At 65.0% G+C, this 16,343-nt stretch carries 15 protein-coding genes and 1 pseudogene; 7 read left to right on the top strand and 9 right to left on the bottom strand.

The genetic code is table 11. The features are described from left to right. The first annotated feature begins 17 nt into the window (after positions 1-17). A complete protein-coding gene (locus H3Z74_RS15280; protein WP_187760456.1) occupies positions 18-1,307 on the top strand; it encodes a homoserine dehydrogenase in 1,290 nt (429 codons plus the stop codon). A gap of 21 nt (positions 1,308-1,328) precedes the next feature. Here the strand turns inward: H3Z74_RS15280 and H3Z74_RS15275 are convergent, their stop codons facing one another. From H3Z74_RS15275 to H3Z74_RS15255, 5 genes are read right to left on the bottom strand one after another with little or no spacing between them, the layout of a single operon-like run. Then, complete coding sequence (locus H3Z74_RS15275; RefSeq protein ID WP_187760455.1) at positions 1,329-1,700, bottom strand: hypothetical protein; 372 nt, start codon at positions 1,698-1,700, stop codon at positions 1,329-1,331. 39 nt (positions 1,701-1,739) lie between these two features. After that, the gene (locus tag H3Z74_RS15270) at positions 1,740-2,222 is read right to left on the bottom strand and encodes a hypothetical protein (protein ID WP_187760454.1); all 483 of its coding nucleotides are present in this window, start codon (positions 2,220-2,222) and stop codon (positions 1,740-1,742) included. Beyond that, positions 2,219-2,620: a hypothetical protein gene (locus tag H3Z74_RS15265; RefSeq protein WP_187760453.1), complete on the bottom strand. Its 402-nt coding sequence runs from the start codon at positions 2,618-2,620 to the stop codon at positions 2,219-2,221. Before H3Z74_RS15265 ends, H3Z74_RS15270 begins: the two co-directional genes overlap by 4 nt. Before the next feature lie 31 nt (positions 2,621-2,651). Next, on the bottom strand, positions 2,652-3,080 hold the full coding sequence (locus tag H3Z74_RS15260) for a CoA-binding protein (protein ID WP_187760452.1): 429 nt from the start codon (positions 3,078-3,080) through the stop codon (positions 2,652-2,654). Between the two features lies 1 nt (position 3,081). Further along, positions 3,082-4,026 (bottom strand): Mrp/NBP35 family ATP-binding protein, encoded by a 945-nt coding sequence (locus H3Z74_RS15255; RefSeq protein WP_187760451.1) that lies wholly within the window; start codon positions 4,024-4,026, stop codon positions 3,082-3,084. Positions 4,027-4,096: 70 nt separating this feature from the next. Between H3Z74_RS15255 and hflK the strand changes: the two genes are divergently transcribed. The 3 genes from hflK to H3Z74_RS15240 all read left to right on the top strand — a co-directional run bounded on the left by hflK (position 4,097) and on the right by H3Z74_RS15240 (position 7,765). Next, positions 4,097-5,254: a protease modulator HflK gene (gene hflK, locus H3Z74_RS15250; RefSeq protein WP_187760450.1), complete on the top strand. Its 1,158-nt coding sequence runs from the start codon at positions 4,097-4,099 to the stop codon at positions 5,252-5,254. After that, positions 5,251-6,117, top strand: a complete 867-nt coding sequence (gene hflC, locus H3Z74_RS15245) for a protease modulator HflC (RefSeq protein ID WP_187760449.1) — start codon at positions 5,251-5,253, stop codon at positions 6,115-6,117. The genes hflK and hflC overlap by 4 nt, the downstream gene beginning before the upstream one ends. Before the next feature lie 100 nt (positions 6,118-6,217). Continuing rightward, complete coding sequence (locus H3Z74_RS15240) at positions 6,218-7,765, top strand: Do family serine endopeptidase (RefSeq protein WP_390901763.1); 1,548 nt, start codon at positions 6,218-6,220, stop codon at positions 7,763-7,765. Between the two features lie 82 nt (positions 7,766-7,847). Here H3Z74_RS15240 and H3Z74_RS24440 read toward each other — a convergent pair whose 3' ends face one another. Further along, positions 7,848-7,997 carry a hypothetical protein gene (locus tag H3Z74_RS24440; protein WP_229727120.1) on the bottom strand — a complete coding sequence of 50 codons (150 nt, stop codon included), beginning with the start codon at positions 7,995-7,997 and terminating at the stop codon, positions 7,848-7,850. Here H3Z74_RS24440 and H3Z74_RS15235 point away from each other — a divergent pair. Together H3Z74_RS15235 and H3Z74_RS15230 are read left to right on the top strand one after the other, a co-directional pair. Then, positions 7,929-9,532, top strand: a pseudogene (locus H3Z74_RS15235) (helicase HerA-like domain-containing protein). The gene H3Z74_RS24440 and the pseudogene H3Z74_RS15235 overlap by 69 nt on opposite strands. A 2-nt stretch (positions 9,533-9,534) precedes the next feature. Continuing rightward, entirely contained in the window at positions 9,535-10,767 is a 1,233-nt protein-coding gene (locus H3Z74_RS15230) for a M20 metallopeptidase family protein (protein WP_187760447.1), read from the top strand. A gap of 316 nt (positions 10,768-11,083) precedes the next feature. Here the strand turns inward: H3Z74_RS15230 and H3Z74_RS15225 are convergent, their stop codons facing one another. The 3 genes from H3Z74_RS15225 to H3Z74_RS15215 form a co-directional block, all read right to left on the bottom strand. Continuing rightward, on the bottom strand, positions 11,084-12,349 hold the full coding sequence (locus H3Z74_RS15225) for an MFS transporter (RefSeq protein WP_187760446.1): 1,266 nt from the start codon (positions 12,347-12,349) through the stop codon (positions 11,084-11,086). After that, positions 12,346-12,789 (bottom strand): MarR family winged helix-turn-helix transcriptional regulator, encoded by a 444-nt coding sequence (locus H3Z74_RS15220; protein WP_229726609.1) that lies wholly within the window; start codon positions 12,787-12,789, stop codon positions 12,346-12,348. Before H3Z74_RS15220 ends, H3Z74_RS15225 begins: the two co-directional genes overlap by 4 nt. 123 nt (positions 12,790-12,912) lie before the next feature. Beyond that, on the bottom strand, positions 12,913-15,105 hold the full coding sequence (locus tag H3Z74_RS15215; RefSeq protein ID WP_187760445.1) for a TonB-dependent receptor plug domain-containing protein: 2,193 nt from the start codon (positions 15,103-15,105) through the stop codon (positions 12,913-12,915). Positions 15,106-15,287: 182 nt separating this feature from the next. On the opposite strand from H3Z74_RS15215, the gene H3Z74_RS15210 reads away from it, so the two are divergent. After that, a complete protein-coding gene (locus tag H3Z74_RS15210; protein WP_229726608.1) occupies positions 15,288-16,337 on the top strand; it encodes a phytase in 1,050 nt (349 codons plus the stop codon). Positions 16,338-16,343: the final 6 nt, after the last annotated feature.

Below are 16,343 nucleotides of genomic sequence, written 5' to 3'. Positions count from 1 at the left end.
CGGAAAGGGTGGCCCAAATGACCAAACCGCTACGTATCGCGCTCGCCGGACTCGGCACTGTCGGCGGGGGCGTGATTCGACTGATCGATGCGAACAATGCGCTGATCGCGCGCCGCGCCGGTCGGCCGATCGAGATCGTGGCCATTTCCGCGCGCGACCGCGCCAAGGACCGCGGCGTCGACCTGTCGCGCTTCGCCTGGGTCGACGACACGACCGCGCTTGCGCATCACGACGATGCCGATGTGGTGGTCGAATTGATCGGCGGATCCGACGGTCCCGCTTTGGCGCTGGCGCGCTCGACACTGGCGGCGGGCAAGGGCTTCGTCACCGCCAACAAGGCGATGATTGCGCATCACGGTCTCGAACTCGCCCGCGCTGCCGAAAAGGCCGGCGCCGCGCTGAAGTTCGAGGCGGCGGTCGCCGGCGGCATCCCGGTGATCAAGGGCTTGCGCGAAGGCGCTGCGGCGAATGAGATCGCGCGGGTCTATGGGATTCTCAACGGCACCTGCAATTTCATCCTCAGCAAGATGGAGGCCGAAGGCCGCGACTTTGCCGAGGTGCTGGCCGAAGCGCAGGCGCTTGGCTTTGCCGAATCCGACCCGACCTTCGACATCGACGGCATCGACGCCGCGCACAAGCTGTCGATCCTGTCGAGCATCGCTTTCGGCACACAACCGGCCTTTGGCGACGTGGTTGCAAGCGGCATCCGCCACGTCATCGCCGCCGACATCGCCGAGGCGGCTGCGCTCGGCTATCGCATCCGGCTGCTCGGCATCGCCGAGGATAGTCCGCACGGTCTGTTCCAGCGCGTCCATCCGCACCTGGTGCCGGTCAGCCATCCGCTCGCGCACGTTACCGGCGCGACCAATGCGGTGGTGGCGGAGGGGAATTTCGTCGGCCGGTTGCTGTTCCAGGGCGCGGGCGCGGGTGACGGTCCGACTGCCTCGGCGGTGGTTGCGGATCTGATCGACATTGCGCGCGGCGAATTCGGGCCCGCATTCGCCATGCCCGCCGATGCGCTGGCGTCGCATGCGCCGGCCGATAGCGGCGATCGCCGCGCACGAGCCTATGTGCGCTTCACCGTGACCGACAAGGTCGGCGTGCTGGCGGAGATCGCGGCGGCGATGCGCGACGCCGGCGTGTCTATCGAGAGCCTGATCCAACGCGGCGCGATGCCCGATGGCAGCGTGCTCGTCGCGATCGTGACACATGAGGGGCCGGAGCGCAGCGTCGCTCAGGCGCTGGAGAAGCTGCGCGGATCGCAGAGCCTGGTCGGTCAGCCGATGTGGATGCACATCCTCAGCTGATGTAGCGGATTCCACATCGGCCTATTTCGCCCCGACAGGAACATATTCGGCGCGCAGCACTGGCCGTGGATTGGACGGGCAGACCTTCGGGCCGATCACTTCGCAATCGCTGCCGTCCATCTTCACGGCGCGATCCTTGGCCGATGGACCGATGGCGGCGATGTCGGTCGACAGACGATAGCGTGACTGCTTCTTCACCGCGCAGCCTGGCAGTGTGCGGTCGGCGCATTCGTTGACGCTCAGCCGCGCGGGGATGCCAATCGGCGCCCGCGCCTTGGCGCCGCGGCGAGTGCGGCGACTGGCGACCGTCACGATGACCGGTTTGCGAAAATGCCGCTGCGGCGGTGCGGCAGCCGGCGCGGCGGCCAGCAACAGAAGCGACAGAATTACCACGACAATTTCCTGTTCGTTCGAAGTTTCATGCTAATCGCTTCAACCACCGCTTGGTTGCGTCGCGTCCTGCTTTTCTTTCTTTTCCTTGAGATCTCCACCGGTCGCGGGCGGTGGGGGATCGTCAAGCGGAATGGTCACGCGCCCGGCCTTGTCCGGCTTCTTGGTGAGCGCACCCTCGGCCAATCCGACCAGGCCTTTGACGATCGGTACGATCGGCGGCCCGAAGCCGACCGTACAGCCGCCCATTCGCGTGGCGCAGGGCGTGGCGCTTGCCGCCAGTGCGCCGGCGCCGGTGCGGTTGGGGTTGGAGGGGCGGGGTCCGTCGGGAATCACCTCATCCGGAAGCGGCAGGCGTTGCGACGGTAGCGGGTCGGCACAAACCAGGATGTCGTCGCCCTGGGCTGCGGGGCGGCACGGCTCGTTCGTCACCGGCACCAGGATCGACCAGCGTTGCGGCGCATCGCTTGCGGGCGGCTTGTCCGCAACCGGCGACGCCTGGAGCAGGAGAGCGAGCAATATCATGGCGCGATCGGCCGTTCGCCGCTGCCGAGCTGTACTCCGCGCGTGCCGACCGAGACACCGGCCATGCCGCATCCGACGAGAAAGCTCGATTTCTCGGCGCAATTGTTGCTGCGGGCGAGCAATCGTTCGCGTTCGGCCGGTACGCCTTCATTCTTGGGATCGCCAGGATCCGGGGGAACAATCAGCGGCACGCGGTACAGGTCGGCGCGACGGCGGTCGCACACCAGTATCTCATCGGGGTCGGTCGATGCGGCACAGCGCGGGCCGACCTTGGTCAGCGCGCGATACCGCTCGATTGCAGCGCCGTCCGGCACCGCATCGACCGGACTTGCCTGGATCAGTATCAATAACAGCGCGCCCAGCATCGACATCGCCTCCCGCCGGCCCGCAGAATGCATGCCGCCGGCCCGGATGCAAGCCGGATCGGCGTCAGTCGCGCCGGGCGACGCCGAGCCGGGGAATCTCGATCGCCGGGCAACGGTCCATCACGACCTTCAGTCCCGCCGCCTCGGCCCGTGCGGCCGCCTCTTCGTTGATCACGCCGAGTTGCATCCACACCGCTTTCGCACCGACTGCGATCGCCTGGTCGACCGCGTCGCTGGCGGCAGCCGAGTTGCGAAAGATATCGACCATGTCGATCGGGTCGCCGAGCTGGTTCAGTTCGCGGAACACGAACTCGCCATGGACATGTTCACCGGTGATCTGCGGATTGACCGGGATGACGCGATAGCCATGGCCCTGCAGCATCTCCATCACGCCATAGGAAGGGCGATTCGGCCGGTCCGACGCGCCGACCAGCGCGATGGTGCGCGTTTCTTCAAGCAGCGCCCTGATATCCTCGTCCTGGGTCAACGGCATGTCAGCCTCCTTTGGGAATCCAGTCGAACACGCGCTGGCTCACCTCGGCAAACGCGCTGGTTTCACCGGCGTTCCCTGCATCGGACGCGGTGCGGATCGCGATGTCGAGCGGAATGCGCCCGAGGAACGGGATGCCGAGCTCCGTTGCCGCTGCTTCTGCACCGCCCCGGCCGAACGGGTCGGAAATCTCGCCGCAGGAAGGGCAGGCATAGCCCGCCATATTCTCGATCAGCCCGATGATCGGCACGCCCGCCTTGACGAACAGGTCGATCGCGCGGCGCGCGTCGATCAGCGCGAGGTCCTGCGGCGTGGAGACGATCACTGCACCGGTCGGGCGGTATTTCTGCACCATGGTCAGCTGCACGTCGCCGGTGCCGGGCGGCAGGTCGATCACCAACGTGTCCTGCGCCGCCCAGTTGCCGTCGAGCATCTGGCCGAGCGCGCCGGCGATCATCGGACCGCGCCACGCGATCGCCTGATCGGGCGCGACCAGCTGGCCCATCGACAGCATCGGCACGCCGTGCGGCGTGGGCACGGGCTGCAGCACCTTGTCGCGCGCGGTGGGCTTGGAGCCTTCGACGCCCATCAGCTTGGGCTGCGACGGGCCGTAAATGTCCGCATCGACCAGGCCGACCTTGCGGCCGAGCCGGTGCAGCCCGATCGCGAGGCTGGCCGAGACGGTCGATTTTCCGACGCCGCCCTTGCCGCTGGCGACCGCGATCAGGGTGCGGACGATGCGCTGACTGGTCTGGGCGATTCGCACCGTGGCGATGCCCGCCACGCTCTCGGCGGCGGCGCGCACGCGGCGTTCCAGCTCGTCGCGCGACGGCTGATCAAGGCCGGTGACGTCGAGGATGATACTGGCGCGATCGCCATCGATCCGGCCGGTGGCGCGCTCGCCCGCGACGGTACGCAGGGCGGCATCAAGCGTGTCTTCTGTGCTCATTGTCGGCGAGATAGGAGCGTTAACGGCGCTTGCCACTGTTTTTCCGCGCTCACACACCTATAAAGACGTTATGACGATCCTTACCGGCTGGCTTCAGCGTTTCACCATCCTCAATTCCGACCGACCGAAAAGCCCTTGGGGCGGCTCGGGCGGCGACAATGGCAATGGCGGGGGCAACGCCGGAGGCGGCTCCGGTGGCGATGGCGGTCCGCGCAATCCCTGGTCCGTGCCCCCGGGCGGCACGCGCGGCCCGAAGCCGACCGCGCTCGACGAATTCCTCAAGCGCGCCAAGGGCAGCGGCGGTGGTGGCGGCTTTGGCGGCGGACGTCCGCGCATTCCCGGCTCGCCGGGTGCCGGTACCTTGTGGGGCCTCGGCGTCGGCCTGATCGTGCTGGTCTGGGTCCTGTTCACCAGCATTCATCAGATCGGCCCGCAACAGCGCGGTGTGGTCACCTGGTTCGGCCGTTATGCCGGCACGCTCGAGCCGGGCATCCGCATGACCCTTCCGGCGCCGATTGCGTCGGTCACCAAGGTCGATGTGCAGAAGATCCGGCTGGAGGACTTTCCCGAAGGATCGGGCGGTGAGAATCTCGTGCTGACCGGTGATCAGAACATCATCGATCTGGCTTATTCTGTGCGCTGGGACGTGTCGAACCCGCAGGATTACAGCTTCCAGATTCGCAATCAGCAGGAAACGGTCCGCGCCACCGCGGAAAGCGCGATGCGCGCGGTGATGGCGACCACCACGCTGAACGAAGCGATCGGCGCCGGTCGCGGTGCGATCGAGGGGCGCGTGCAGGAGCTGATGCAGACCGTGCTCAACGACTATAACGCCGGCATCCGCATCCAGGGCGTGGCGATCAAGCAGGCGCAGCCGCCCGCCGCCGTGTCGGAGGATTTCAAGGCGGTGTCGGCGGCGCAGCAGGCGGCGCAGGGCAATATCAACCTCGCGCGCGGCTATGCGCAGCAGCAGCTGGCCTTCGCGCAGGGTGAGGCCACGTCATTCGACAAGGTCTATGCGCAGTACAAGCTTGCCCCCGAAGTGACGCGCCGACGTATGTATTACGAGACAATGGAGGGTGTGCTGGCCAAGAGCGACAAGACGATCGTCGAGGCGCCGGGCGTGGTCCCTTATCTGCCGATCCCGGGCGGCACGCGTCGCCTGCCCGACCCCCAGACCACGGCGCCCGCCGCCCAGGCCGCACCTGCGACGGGAGGCAGCCAATGAGCGGTTCCATGTTCCGTAACCCGATCGTCCTCGGCTTCCTCGCGTTGATCTTGCTGATCCTCGTGGCGAGCACCGTCGCGATCGTTCCCGAAACCAAGCAGGCGGTGATCCTGCGCTTCGAAAACCCGGTGCGCACGATCAACCGCTGGCAACCCAACCAGCCGTTCGGCCGGACCGGCGCCGGCCTTGTCCTGCGCGTGCCGTTCATCGATCGCCTGGTCTGGGTCGACAAGCGCGTGCTCGACGTCGATCTCGACAATACCCAGGTGCTGTCGACTGACCAACTTCGCCTCTCGGTCGATGCCTATGCGCGCTTCCGCGTAGTCGATCCGCTGCGCATGGTGGTGACCGCCGGCAGCGAGGAGCGGGTCGGCGATCAGCTGCGCCCGCTGCTCGGCTCGGCACTGCGCAACGAACTCGGCAAGCGGCCCTTCGCGGCGCTGCTCAGCCCGGAACGCGGCCAGGTGATGGATAATATCCAGGCCGGTCTGCAGCGTCAGGCGACACAATATGGCGTGCAGATCGTCGATGTCCGCATCAAGCGTGCGGATCTGCCGGATGGCAGCCCGCTCAACAGCGCGCTCGACCGCATGAAGACCGCACGGCAGCAGGAAGTGGCGACGATTACGGCGCAAGGTCAGAAGACGGCGCAGATCATTCGCGCCGAAGCCGATGCCAATGCAGCCAAAATCTATGCCGAAGCGTTCAACAAGGATCCGGACTTCTACGACTTCTATCGGGCAATGCAGTCCTATCGGTATACATTCGGGGTCAATAATGACGGCAAGCCACGTGGAGAGACGTCGTTGATCCTGTCGCCGAACAACGCATATCTGAAGGAATTCCAGGGCCGCGGTCGCTGATCCAAAGCTTTCCCGGAAACTGTCAATGCATTCATATTCAATCGCCGTTCAGATTTAGGACCCCAGAAACGGGATCTTGCCGACCGGCAATCGAGAGGAAATGACTCACGTGCGTTATGCTTACGTCATCACCGGTGCCTTGCTGCTGAGCGGCACTGCCGCGACCATGATGTTCCAGCCGACGGCATCTGCGCAAACTGCGCAGAACGAGCCTGGCGCTATCGAGGCGACCGCGCCCAAACCCGGCGCACCGATGAGCTTCGCCGATATGGTTGCGCGGCTCCAGCCTGCGGTTGTCAACATCTCGACGACTCAGAAAATCACGCAGCAGGCCGCCGGTAATCCGTTTGAAGGCACGCCGCTCGGCGACTTCTTTGGCCAGTTCGGCCAGGGCCAGGGTCAGGGTGGGGCGCCGATCACGCGTGAGGCGCAGTCGCTCGGCTCGGGCTTCATCATCTCGCCCGACGGCTATGTAGTGACCAACAATCACGTGATTGCGCCGGGCGCCAAGGGCGCCACAGTCGAATCGATCAAGGTGATCATGCCCGATCGCAAGGAATATGTCGCCAAGCTGATCGGTCGCGATCCGGCGTCGGATCTCGCAGTGCTCAAGATCGAGGGTGCCAACCTGCCGTTCGTCAAGTTCGGCGATTCGGCAAAGGCACGAGTCGGCGACTGGGTCGTGGCGATCGGCAACCCGTTCGGGCTCGGGTCGACCGTGACCGCCGGCATCGTTTCGGCACTGCATCGCGTGACCGGTTCGGGCGGGGCCTATGACCGCTTCATCCAGACCGATGCGGCGATCAACCGCGGCAATTCGGGTGGCCCGATGTTCGATCTTTCGGGCAACGTCATCGGTATCAACTCGCAGATCCTGTCCGAAACCGGCGGCAATGTCGGCATCGGTTTTGCGATCCCTGCGGAGGAAGCGCAGCCGGTGATCAACACGCTGATGAAGGGCGGCGCGATCAAGCGCGGTTATATCGGCGTTGGGATCGGTGGCCCGGTCGACGAGAATGTCGGCGCCGCACTCGGCCTGCCCAAGGGGCAGGGCGAACTGATCGCCCGGGTCGAACCCGACGGTCCTGCTGCCAAGGGCGGACTGAAGGCCGGCGATGTGGTCGTTCGCGTCAACGACAAGGCCGTCACGCCCGACCAGACGCTGTCCTATCTGATCGCCAATGTCACGCCTGGCCAGGTCGCCCGGCTCGACGTGATCCGCCAGAGCAAGCCGACCAAGCTGTCGATCACGGCGGCCAACCGGCCAACCGAGGATCAGCTGGCAGCGATCGCCGGTGGTGGCACTGACGGACTGCCCGACGAAGACGATGGCCCCGGCGTCCAGGCACCTGTGGCCGCCCCGCTTGGCCTGAACGTGGTGCCGCTGACACCGCAGATCGCACGTTCGATCGGAGTCGAAGCCACGGTCCAGGGCGTGGTCATCGCCTCGGCCAGCCCTGCAACCGATGCAGGCCAGAAGCTGAAGCGCGGCGACGTGATCCAGTCGGTCAACAATGTGCCGGTCCGCACGTCGGCCGAATTGGCGGCGCAGGTCGCGCAGGCATCGGCGGCGGGCCGCCCGCAGGTGTTGCTGCTGGTGACGCGTGGTCGCCAGACCAACTTCATTCCAGTGAAGATCAAGAACTGAACTAAATTCCTCCCCGGGAAACACTCCCGGGGAGGACATCCCGTCTTCCCCCTCACCGGCAAACGCGCAATAGTCGCTGGGCCTAGTTCGAGGAGCGATCATGACGGACGGACCTATCTTCATCGGCAGCGGCCTCGGCGGCGAGCATCCCCAGCAGCTCGAGCTGAAGCGCGCCAATCGCCACGGCCTGATCGCGGGCGCCACCGGCACCGGCAAGACCGTCACGCTGCAAGGCATTATCGAGGGTTTCTCGCAGCGCGGCGTGCCGTGCTTCGTCGCGGACGTGAAGGGTGATCTTTCGGGTCTCGCCATGGCCGGGTCACCGATGACCAAGACGCACGAGATCTTCGCGGCGCGCGCCAAGGAGATCGGTTACACCGACTGGACCTATGCCGATAATCCGGTGCAGTTCTGGGATCTGTATGGCGAGCAGGGCCATCCGATCCGCACCACGGTCAGCGAAATGGGACCGTTGCTGCTGTCGCGGCTGATGGACCTGAATGAAGTGCAGGAAGGCGTGCTGACCATCGCCTTCCATGTCGCCGACAAGGACGGGCTGTTGCTGCTCGACCTGGACGATCTGCAATCGATGCTGTCGCATTGTGCCGAGCGTGCCGACGAGCTGACCACCACATACGGCAATGTCTCGAAGCAAAGCGTCGGCACGATCCAGCGTTCCCTGCTCCAGCTACGCAGCCAGGGCGGCGAGCATTTCTTCGGTGAGCCTGCGCTCGACATGGACGATTTCATCGGCGTGGATGACAAGGGCAGGGGGGATCGTCAACATCCTCGCCGCCGACAAGTTGATGGCGAGTCCGAAACTCTATTCGACGTTCCTGCTGTGGCTGATGAGCGAGTTGTTCGAGCATCTTCCCGAGGTCGGCGACCCGGACAAGCCCAAGCTGGTGTTCTTCTTCGACGAGGCGCATCTGCTGTTCGACGCGGCGCCCAAGGCGCTGCTCGAGAAGATCGAGCAAGTCGTGCGCCTGATCCGGTCGAAAGGCGTCGGCGTATACTTCATCACGCAGAACCCGATCGACATCCCCGATACCGTGGCGGGCCAGCTCGGCAATCGCGTGCAGCATGCGTTGCGCGCCTTCACGCCGCGCGATCAGGCAGCAGTCAAATCGGCGGCCGAGACCTTCCGCGCAAATCCCGGCGTCGATGTCGCCACCGCGATCACCGAATTGAAGGTCGGCGAGGCTCTGGTCTCGCTGCTGTTGCCCGACGGGTCGCCATCGCCGGTCGAGCGCACTTTGATCAAACCACCCTGCTCGCGCGTCGGCCCGGTCACGCCGGTCGAGCGTGGCGTGTTGATCCAGACCGATCCCATCGGCACCAAATACGACACGCTGGTCGATCGTGAATCGGCCGAGGAACTGCTCGCGGTCAAGGCGAGCGAGGCGAGTGCGGCGGCTGCAGGAAGCCAAGGCCGATACCGATGCGGCCAAGGCTGCCGCTGTACAGGCCAAGGAAGATGCACGGCTGGCGCGTGAAGCGGAACGCCAGCGCATCGCCGACCAGCGCGAGGCCGACCGTCAGGCGCGGCTCCAGGCACAGGCGCAGAAACAGGCCGAACGCGAAGCGGCCAATTCGCCATGGAATCGAGCGATGACCTCGGCGACGCGCAGCGCATCCTCGGCGGTCGGGCGATCGGTCGCCAACGAGGTGTCGAAAGCGGTGTTCGGCAGCTCGCGCGGTGCCGGCGCCAGCGTGATCGGCGGGCTGGTGCGCGGCGTGCTCGGCGGCTTGTTCAAGGGACGCTGATCATGGATTTCACCAGCGATAGCGCCACCGACTGGAGCGCGGTCGGCGAAGCCGAACTGGCCGATGTGGTCGAGCTGCGCCGCGCGATCCATGCGGATCCCGAGATCGGGCTGCACTGCCCGCGCACCGCCGAGAAGATCAGGGCGGCGTTGGCTGGCCTGCCGTTGGAAATTCGCGAAGGCGGGTCAACCACTGGCTTCGTCGCGATCCTGCGTGGCGGCGCGGATCGCGGTGCGGGGAATAATGGCCGCACCGTGTTGTTGCGCGGCGACCATGACGCACTGCCGATGCAGGAAGAGACCGGGTTGCCCTTTGCCAGCAAGGTGGCGGGCGCGATGCATGCCTGTGGCCATGACGCGCATACCGCAATGCTGGTCGGCGCCGCCAAAGCGCTGTGCGCGCGGCGCGAAAGCTTGCCGGGCACGATCGTCTTCATGTTCCAGCCGGGCGAGGAAGGACATCACGGCGCGCGCTTCATGATCGAGGACGGGTTGCTTGACGATCCCCGGCCCGAGGCGGCGTTCGCGCTGCACATCTCGCCCAACATCCCGGCCGGTACGATCGTCAGCCGCACTGGCGCGCTGCTTGCCTCGACCGACACGCTGACCGCGACGATCACCGGGCGCGGTGGCCACGCGGCAATGCCGCACGACTGCATCGACCCGATCCCGGTCGCGTGCGAGATCGTCACCGCGCTGCAGACCTTCCTCGCGCGGCAGGTTCCGGTCAGCGATCCGGCGGTGCTGACCATCGCCAAGATCAATGCCGGCAGTGCGCACAACATCATTCCGGGCGAAGCGACGATGCTCGGCACGTTGCGCACCCTGTCGGAGCGAACCCGCGCGACGATGCGCGAAGGGTTCGTGCGCATCGTCGAGAATATCGCCGCGGCCCACGGTGCGACCGGCGTCGCGCATATCGATCCGGGCTATCCGGTGACGATGAACGACGCGCGCGCGACCGAGCTGATGCGGTCCTGCGCGGTGTCGCTGGGCGGCGATCAGGCGTGGCAGGTGATGCCGGCGCCGATGATGGGCGCGGAGGATTTCGCCTATGTGCTGCGCGACGTGCCCGGCGCTATGGCGTTCATCGGTGTCGCGCCCGAGGGCAGCGACGCGCGCACCAACCCGCCGCTGCACAATACGAAGATGACAATCCGCGAGGACGCGATGGCGCTGGGCGTGGCGATGCATTGCGCACTGGCCGAGCGGTTCCTGAACGGCGGGTTCGATTGAGCGGGCGCTCCCTGTTCCGGTGTGATTCTCCCTGTTTCTCCCTGTTATTCGGCATTATATTTTTTGAGGCGGACAGAGAGCGTTTGGGCGTAGATTCACGCCATTATTCAACGCGTTATGATCATTCGCCCTGTTATCGATAACAGGGAGACTTGCGGGCCGTAACAGGGAGTATCTGGGAGATAACAGGGAGCGGCGGCGAAATCGCCGTCAGTTGTGAGTCTTCAACATGAGAAAGAGCGGGTCGAAACCTTGTACGCGTGACGCTGCATGAATTGGCTCGCGAGTTGAATCATTTCGTCGGAAAAAAGGGGCTTCATGCGGTGGCCATTACCGGACGTTTTGCGCCTAATCCAATGATCGCCACCGAAGCGACCAGTGCGAAGGCGCCAGCGATCACGAAGGCGATCGTGTAGCTGCCAGTCTGCTCGCGGATCAGGCCGGCGCCGAACGCAGCGGTCGCCGCGCCGAGCTGGTGCCCGACCAGCACCCAACCGAACACGATCGGCGCCTCGCGCTCGCCGAAGGAGAGGTTGGCGAGTTTCACCGTCGGCGGCACGGTCGCGATCCAGTCCAGGCCGAAGAAGATCGCGAAGATCGTCAGGCTCGCCGGGCTGAAATCGAGAAAGGGCAGCGCAAGCAGCGAGAGGCCGCGCAGGCCGTAATAGACGAACAGCAATTTGCGCGGATCATAACGATCGGTGAGCCAGCCCGAGGCCGTGGTGCCGACGAGATCGAACAGGCCCATCATCGACAACAGGCCGGCCGCGGCGATCGGCGCGATGCCATGATCGCCGCAAAAGGCGATCATGTGCGTGCCGATCAGTCCGTTGGTGGTCAGGCCGCAGACGAAGAAGGTGCCGAACAACAGCCAGAACACCGGCTGCTTCGCCGCGCGGAACAACGCGGCGAAAGCAAGCATGGGCGAGGCGGCCTGTTTCAGTGGCGGAGGCGGTTCGCTTTCGTCGGTCTCGCCGAAGCGGCGCGTGCCGACATCGCCGGGCCGTTCGGGTACGATCCAGGCGACCAGCGGGATCAGCACGAGGCAGGCGATGCTGACCGCCATCACCACTGGCCGCCATGCGCCTTCACGCGCGAGCCAGGCAAGCAGCGGCAGGAAGACCAGCGCGCCGGTCGCGGTGCTTGCGCTGAGCAGGCCCATCACCAGCCCCTGGCGTGTGGCGAACCAGCGATTGACCACCGCCGCGCCGAGCACCGAGGCGACCGCGCCGCTGCCGACGCCGGAGATCACGCCCCAGCTGAGCACATAATGCCAGGGCAGGGTCATCCACAGGCTGGCAAAGGTCGAAGCGGACATCAGCGCGAGCCCGGCGAGCATGGTGCGCCGGATCCCGAATGAGACCATCAGCGCGGCGGCGAACGGGCCGACCAGCCCGTAGAGCAACAGGCCGACGGCGGCGGAGAAGGATATGGTCGCGCGGTCCCAGCCGAAATTGACCTCAAGCGGGACCATCAGCACGCCGGGCGCGGAGCGCAGCCCGGCCGAGATGAGAAGTGCGAGGAAGGTCACTGCGACGACGACATAGGCGTAGCTGCGCGCGGGCAGGCGGATCGTGGTCACCGCGCGTCTCCTGCAATCGCGGTCAGCGTGCGCAACATATTCTCCAGCGTTTGCCAGTCCTTCGCGCCGAATTCACCCAGTATGCGCGCCTGTGCCGCCTCCCATGGGGCGGTCGCGCGCAGCATCGCTGCACGGCCGGCTTCCGTCAGCGACGCGATCCTTGCCCGGCCTTCCGGGGCAGGGGTGACCGACGCCCATTGCTGCCGCTCCAGCGGGATGAGCGCCCGGTAGAGCGAGGTGCGGTCCATCACCAGCTGCTCGGCGAGCCGACTGAGCGGCACCTCGCCGGCGCGCCAGATGTGGCGCAGGATGGAGAATTGCGCGATGGTCATGCCGGTATCGACAAGCGCGGCGTCATAGACGCCCGACAAGGCGCGTGACGCCTTGCGCAGGGCCGTGCAGGCGCAGGCGGCCTCGGCGATCGAATCTTCGTGATGCATATACATGATGTATTTGCATCATAAATAGCGGTCAACCGGGAAGATCGACCGTCGGACAAGTTCGGACCGTGCTGCGCCTTTGCCAATAGAAGGGAGAGGGGCGGCTGACCGCCCCTCCCGACATCAGAATGCCGCGCGCAGGGTTACCTGATACAGCGGGCCGGCATTTTCGCGCTCCAGCTCATATTCCTTGAGGACGCCGGCGCGGCGGTTGGCGAGAATTTCCTGATAGGAATCGCCGTCATATTTCAGGAATGCCTCCTTCTTCGACCGGCGCAGGATGTCCTGTACCGAGAAGCGCAGCACGAAATGCTTGCCCAGCCGCTTTTCGACGAATGCCTCCAGATCGGGATCATAGGTCAGGTCAATGGTTTCATCGAAATTGGACTCGCTTGCCTTGCTGCGTCCCGAGACCGTCGCACCGAAACTGGCGTCGAGCTTGTTCAGCGTGTGGATGAAGCCGGCATTATAGACATGGTGCGGCTGGTTGTTGAATCGCCGCTTCTCACCGGTGAAGGGGTCGCGGATCGAGCTGTCGAGATAGGTGTAATTGGCGAACAGGCCGGTGTCGGGCAGGCCGATCACGTCCAGCGGCGCGGAGAAGTCGACCTCGAAGCCCCAGGTCTTGCCCTTGCCGATATTGCGCGGCTCGAGGATGTCGAAGCTGTCGTTGCCGTTCACATAATTGGTGTTCGTGTCGACCGTTTCGATGACGTCGATGATGTCGCGGTAGAAGAAGTTGATGCCGAAGATACCCTTGCGGCCCAACTTGCGTTCGTAACCGACATCGACGCCCCAGGCGCGTTCGTTGCGCAACAGCGGATTGCCGCGCGTCACATTTTCATCGGCCGGTTCTTCTTCCTGCAGATAAGGCGTGATCAGGTCGTAATTCGGCCGGCGCACGGTGCGGGCGATCGAGGCGCGGAACTGATCGGCGCTGGTCGGGGCGTAACGGAGATGCAGCGACGGGTTGAGCGCTTCGGTATTGTAGCGCGCGCTCTGCGTCAGATTGGCGGCGCCGGCCAGATTGCTGAGAACGTTGCGGCGCGTGATTTCGTAGCGGAGCCCCGCGTCGATCGTCAGCATCGCATTGGGCTCGAACGTCAGTCGGGCATAGGGATCGTAGCGCTTCTCGCGAATACGGAACACCGAGCCCGCGATCGGTCCCTCCAGCTCGCTGTCGTCGTCAAAGGTGAAATTGGTGCCGTTGCGGGTCTTGTTCAGGACGTCGATGCCGGCCTTGAAGCGCAGGCTGTCCGTGCCGACCGCGTAATAGAGCGTGCCGGTATATTCGTCGTCCTTGATGCGCAGCGTCTCGGTGCCGGCAAGCGTCGCATTGGCCGCGGTGCTGCCTTCATCGCTGCGCACCTTGGTGTTCTCTCGATAGCCCGACCAGCTTCCGGCGATGCCGACCTGTCCGCCGCCCAGATCGAAGGCGCCATCGGCGTTGATCGCATAGGTTTGCTGCTTGATCTTCTCATGCTGCAGCTCGACCCCGTCCGGAGTCAGCTTGGCACCCTTGAAGGTCGATGAGACTTCATTCTCGTCGCGATTGGTATCGACGAAGAAGCCCTGAAGCCGCAGGAAGCTCTTGCCGCCGAAATCATGACGAATCTCGGCGCTGCCCGATAGATCGCTGCCGTCGCGCGTATCGTCCTGCAGCTCGGTATTCTTGAACTGCGGATCGGCCGCATCGAGCGAACCGGTGGTGAATTTCTTGAAGCGCAGCGAAACCTTCTTCTTGGCGTTGCGACGCTCCTGATAATTGAGGGCGCCCCAATAGGTTGTGTCTTCTCCGATGCGGCCGGCATAGGCAGCGCCGAGCGACGGGCGGACCTTGCCGTCCTTGTTGATCAGCGCACCGAGCTTGGCGAAGCCGCCCTCGAAGGTCGCGGCTTCCTTGGTGACGATGTTGAGCGTGCCGGCGACGCCTTCGCTGGGCTGGTCGGCACGCGGCGAACGGACGATCTCGATCTTCTCGACCAGTTCGGCCGGGATGCGGTCGACGAAGAAGCTGCGATCGGCCTCGCCGCCGGGTGCGCGGCGGCCGTTGATCAGCACCTGGGTATAGCCGGGCGGCAGGCCGCGGAACTGCACCGCGTCATATTCGAGCACGTCGGATGTGAAGGTCACGCCGGGCACGCGCTTGAGCATCTCGCCGACCGAGACGGGTTCGAAACGCTGGAAATATTCGAGATCATAGGACAGCACCGGATTTGGGTCCTCGGTCCGGTTGCGGAAGATGATCGTGCCGTTGACGATGATGTCGCTGGATTGCTGCTGATCCTCGGCAGCCGGTTCTGCCGGCGCAGCCACAGGCGTTTCGTTCGGGCCGGTCTGAGCAACTGCCAGTGTTGGCAAAATCAATGCTCCAAAGGCGCATCCGGCGAGAAGTATCCGCGTGTCGATCATCATGACCCCCGTTGATTATTATGAAATTGACCGGGGAAACGCTGCGTGCCAACGGGCCCCTTCGGCAGCGCAGTTAGGTAATGATTATGACAGGGTCGCGGAATTCAGGTTTCACTTCGGTTACACTTTTGGTGACAGTTTTGTTACTTGGCGGATGCGCGGCCGCTGAAGTCCCGGTGGAAACGCGTATTGCCAATGCCTTGCCGGCCAAGACCGTCCAGGCGGCGGGCGAGACCGAGGCGGTGGCGACCGCCAACGCCGATGCGGCGGATGATCCCGCGATCTGGCGCAACCCGGCCAACCCGGCGGGGAGCCTGATCGTCGGCACCGACAAGAAGGCCGGGCTGTATGTATATGGCCTGGACGGCAAGGCGCGCGATTTCGTCGATGCCGGTCGGGTCAACAATGTCGATCTCGCCACCGTCGGCGAGCGGATCATCGTCGCGGCAAGCGACCGCAACGATCTCGCCAATGCGCAGATCACGCTGTTCGCGCTCGACGGCGCAACCGCGAAGCTGACCCCGCTGGGCAAGGTCGCGGCCGGGGCTGGCGAGGCTTATGGCATCTGCCTCTACCGTGCTGCCGATGCGCTGTACGCGTTCATGGTGGTGAAGGACGGTACGATCCGCCAGGTCGCGATCGATTTGAGCGGCGCGACACCGACGGGCAAAGTGGTGCGGGTGATGAAGCTCGGTACGCAATCCGAGGGCTGTGCGGTCGATCCGGCCAGCGCGCGGCTTTATGTGGCGGAGGAGGATGCCGGACTGTGGCGCTTCGACGCGCGCGCCGATGGTCCGGTCGAGCCGGTCAAGGTCGCCGCCGCCGATGGCAAGGCAATCGTCGCCGATGCCGAAGGGGTCGCGGTGGCCGACGGCTATGTCGTGGTGTCGAGCCAGGGCGACAATGCCTATGCGGTCTATCGCCTGTCGGACGAGACCTATGTGGGCCGTTTCCGCATCGCGCCGGGCACGTTCGGATCGACCGAGGAGACCGACGGGATCGAGGTCGTGGCGGGCGATTTCGGCCCGTCTTTTCCCGACGGCATCATGGTCGCGCAGGACGGCATGAACGCGCCGCGCGCGCAGAATTTCAAGCTGGTGCGCTGGGGCGAGATCAAGGCGGCGCTGGGGCTCTAAGGGTTG

The organism is Sphingomonas alpina, assembly GCF_014490665.1.
Classification (GTDB): domain Bacteria; phylum Pseudomonadota; class Alphaproteobacteria; order Sphingomonadales; family Sphingomonadaceae; genus Sphingomonas; species Sphingomonas alpina.
The sequence above is the reverse complement of the archived record's forward strand: the minus strand, read 5'-3'. Positions and strand labels throughout refer to the sequence as shown.

What these genes read in the sequence shown, in the direction of transcription:
- H3Z74_RS15280 (WP_187760456.1), top strand. Translation starts at nt 18, where the DNA reads ATGACCAAACCGCTACGTATCGCGCTCGCCGGACTCGGCACTGTCGGC.
- H3Z74_RS15270 (WP_187760454.1), bottom strand. Translation starts at nt 2,222, where the DNA reads ATGATATTGCTCGCTCTCCTGCTCCAGGCGTCGCCGGTTGCGGACAAG.
- H3Z74_RS15265 (WP_187760453.1), bottom strand. Translation starts at nt 2,620, where the DNA reads ATGCATTCTGCGGGCCGGCGGGAGGCGATGTCGATGCTGGGCGCGCTG.
- H3Z74_RS15260 (WP_187760452.1), bottom strand. Translation starts at nt 3,080, where the DNA reads ATGCCGTTGACCCAGGACGAGGATATCAGGGCGCTGCTTGAAGAAACG.
- H3Z74_RS15255 (WP_187760451.1), bottom strand. Translation starts at nt 4,026, where the DNA reads ATGAGCACAGAAGACACGCTTGATGCCGCCCTGCGTACCGTCGCGGGC.
- hflK (WP_187760450.1), top strand. Translation starts at nt 4,097, where the DNA reads ATGACGATCCTTACCGGCTGGCTTCAGCGTTTCACCATCCTCAATTCC.
- hflC (WP_187760449.1), top strand. Translation starts at nt 5,251, where the DNA reads ATGAGCGGTTCCATGTTCCGTAACCCGATCGTCCTCGGCTTCCTCGCG.
- H3Z74_RS15240 (WP_390901763.1), top strand. Translation starts at nt 6,218, where the DNA reads ATGACTCACGTGCGTTATGCTTACGTCATCACCGGTGCCTTGCTGCTG.
- H3Z74_RS15230 (WP_187760447.1), top strand. Translation starts at nt 9,535, where the DNA reads ATGGATTTCACCAGCGATAGCGCCACCGACTGGAGCGCGGTCGGCGAA.
- H3Z74_RS15220 (WP_229726609.1), bottom strand. Translation starts at nt 12,789, where the DNA reads ATGCATCACGAAGATTCGATCGCCGAGGCCGCCTGCGCCTGCACGGCC.
- H3Z74_RS15210 (WP_229726608.1), top strand. Translation starts at nt 15,288, where the DNA reads ATGACAGGGTCGCGGAATTCAGGTTTCACTTCGGTTACACTTTTGGTG.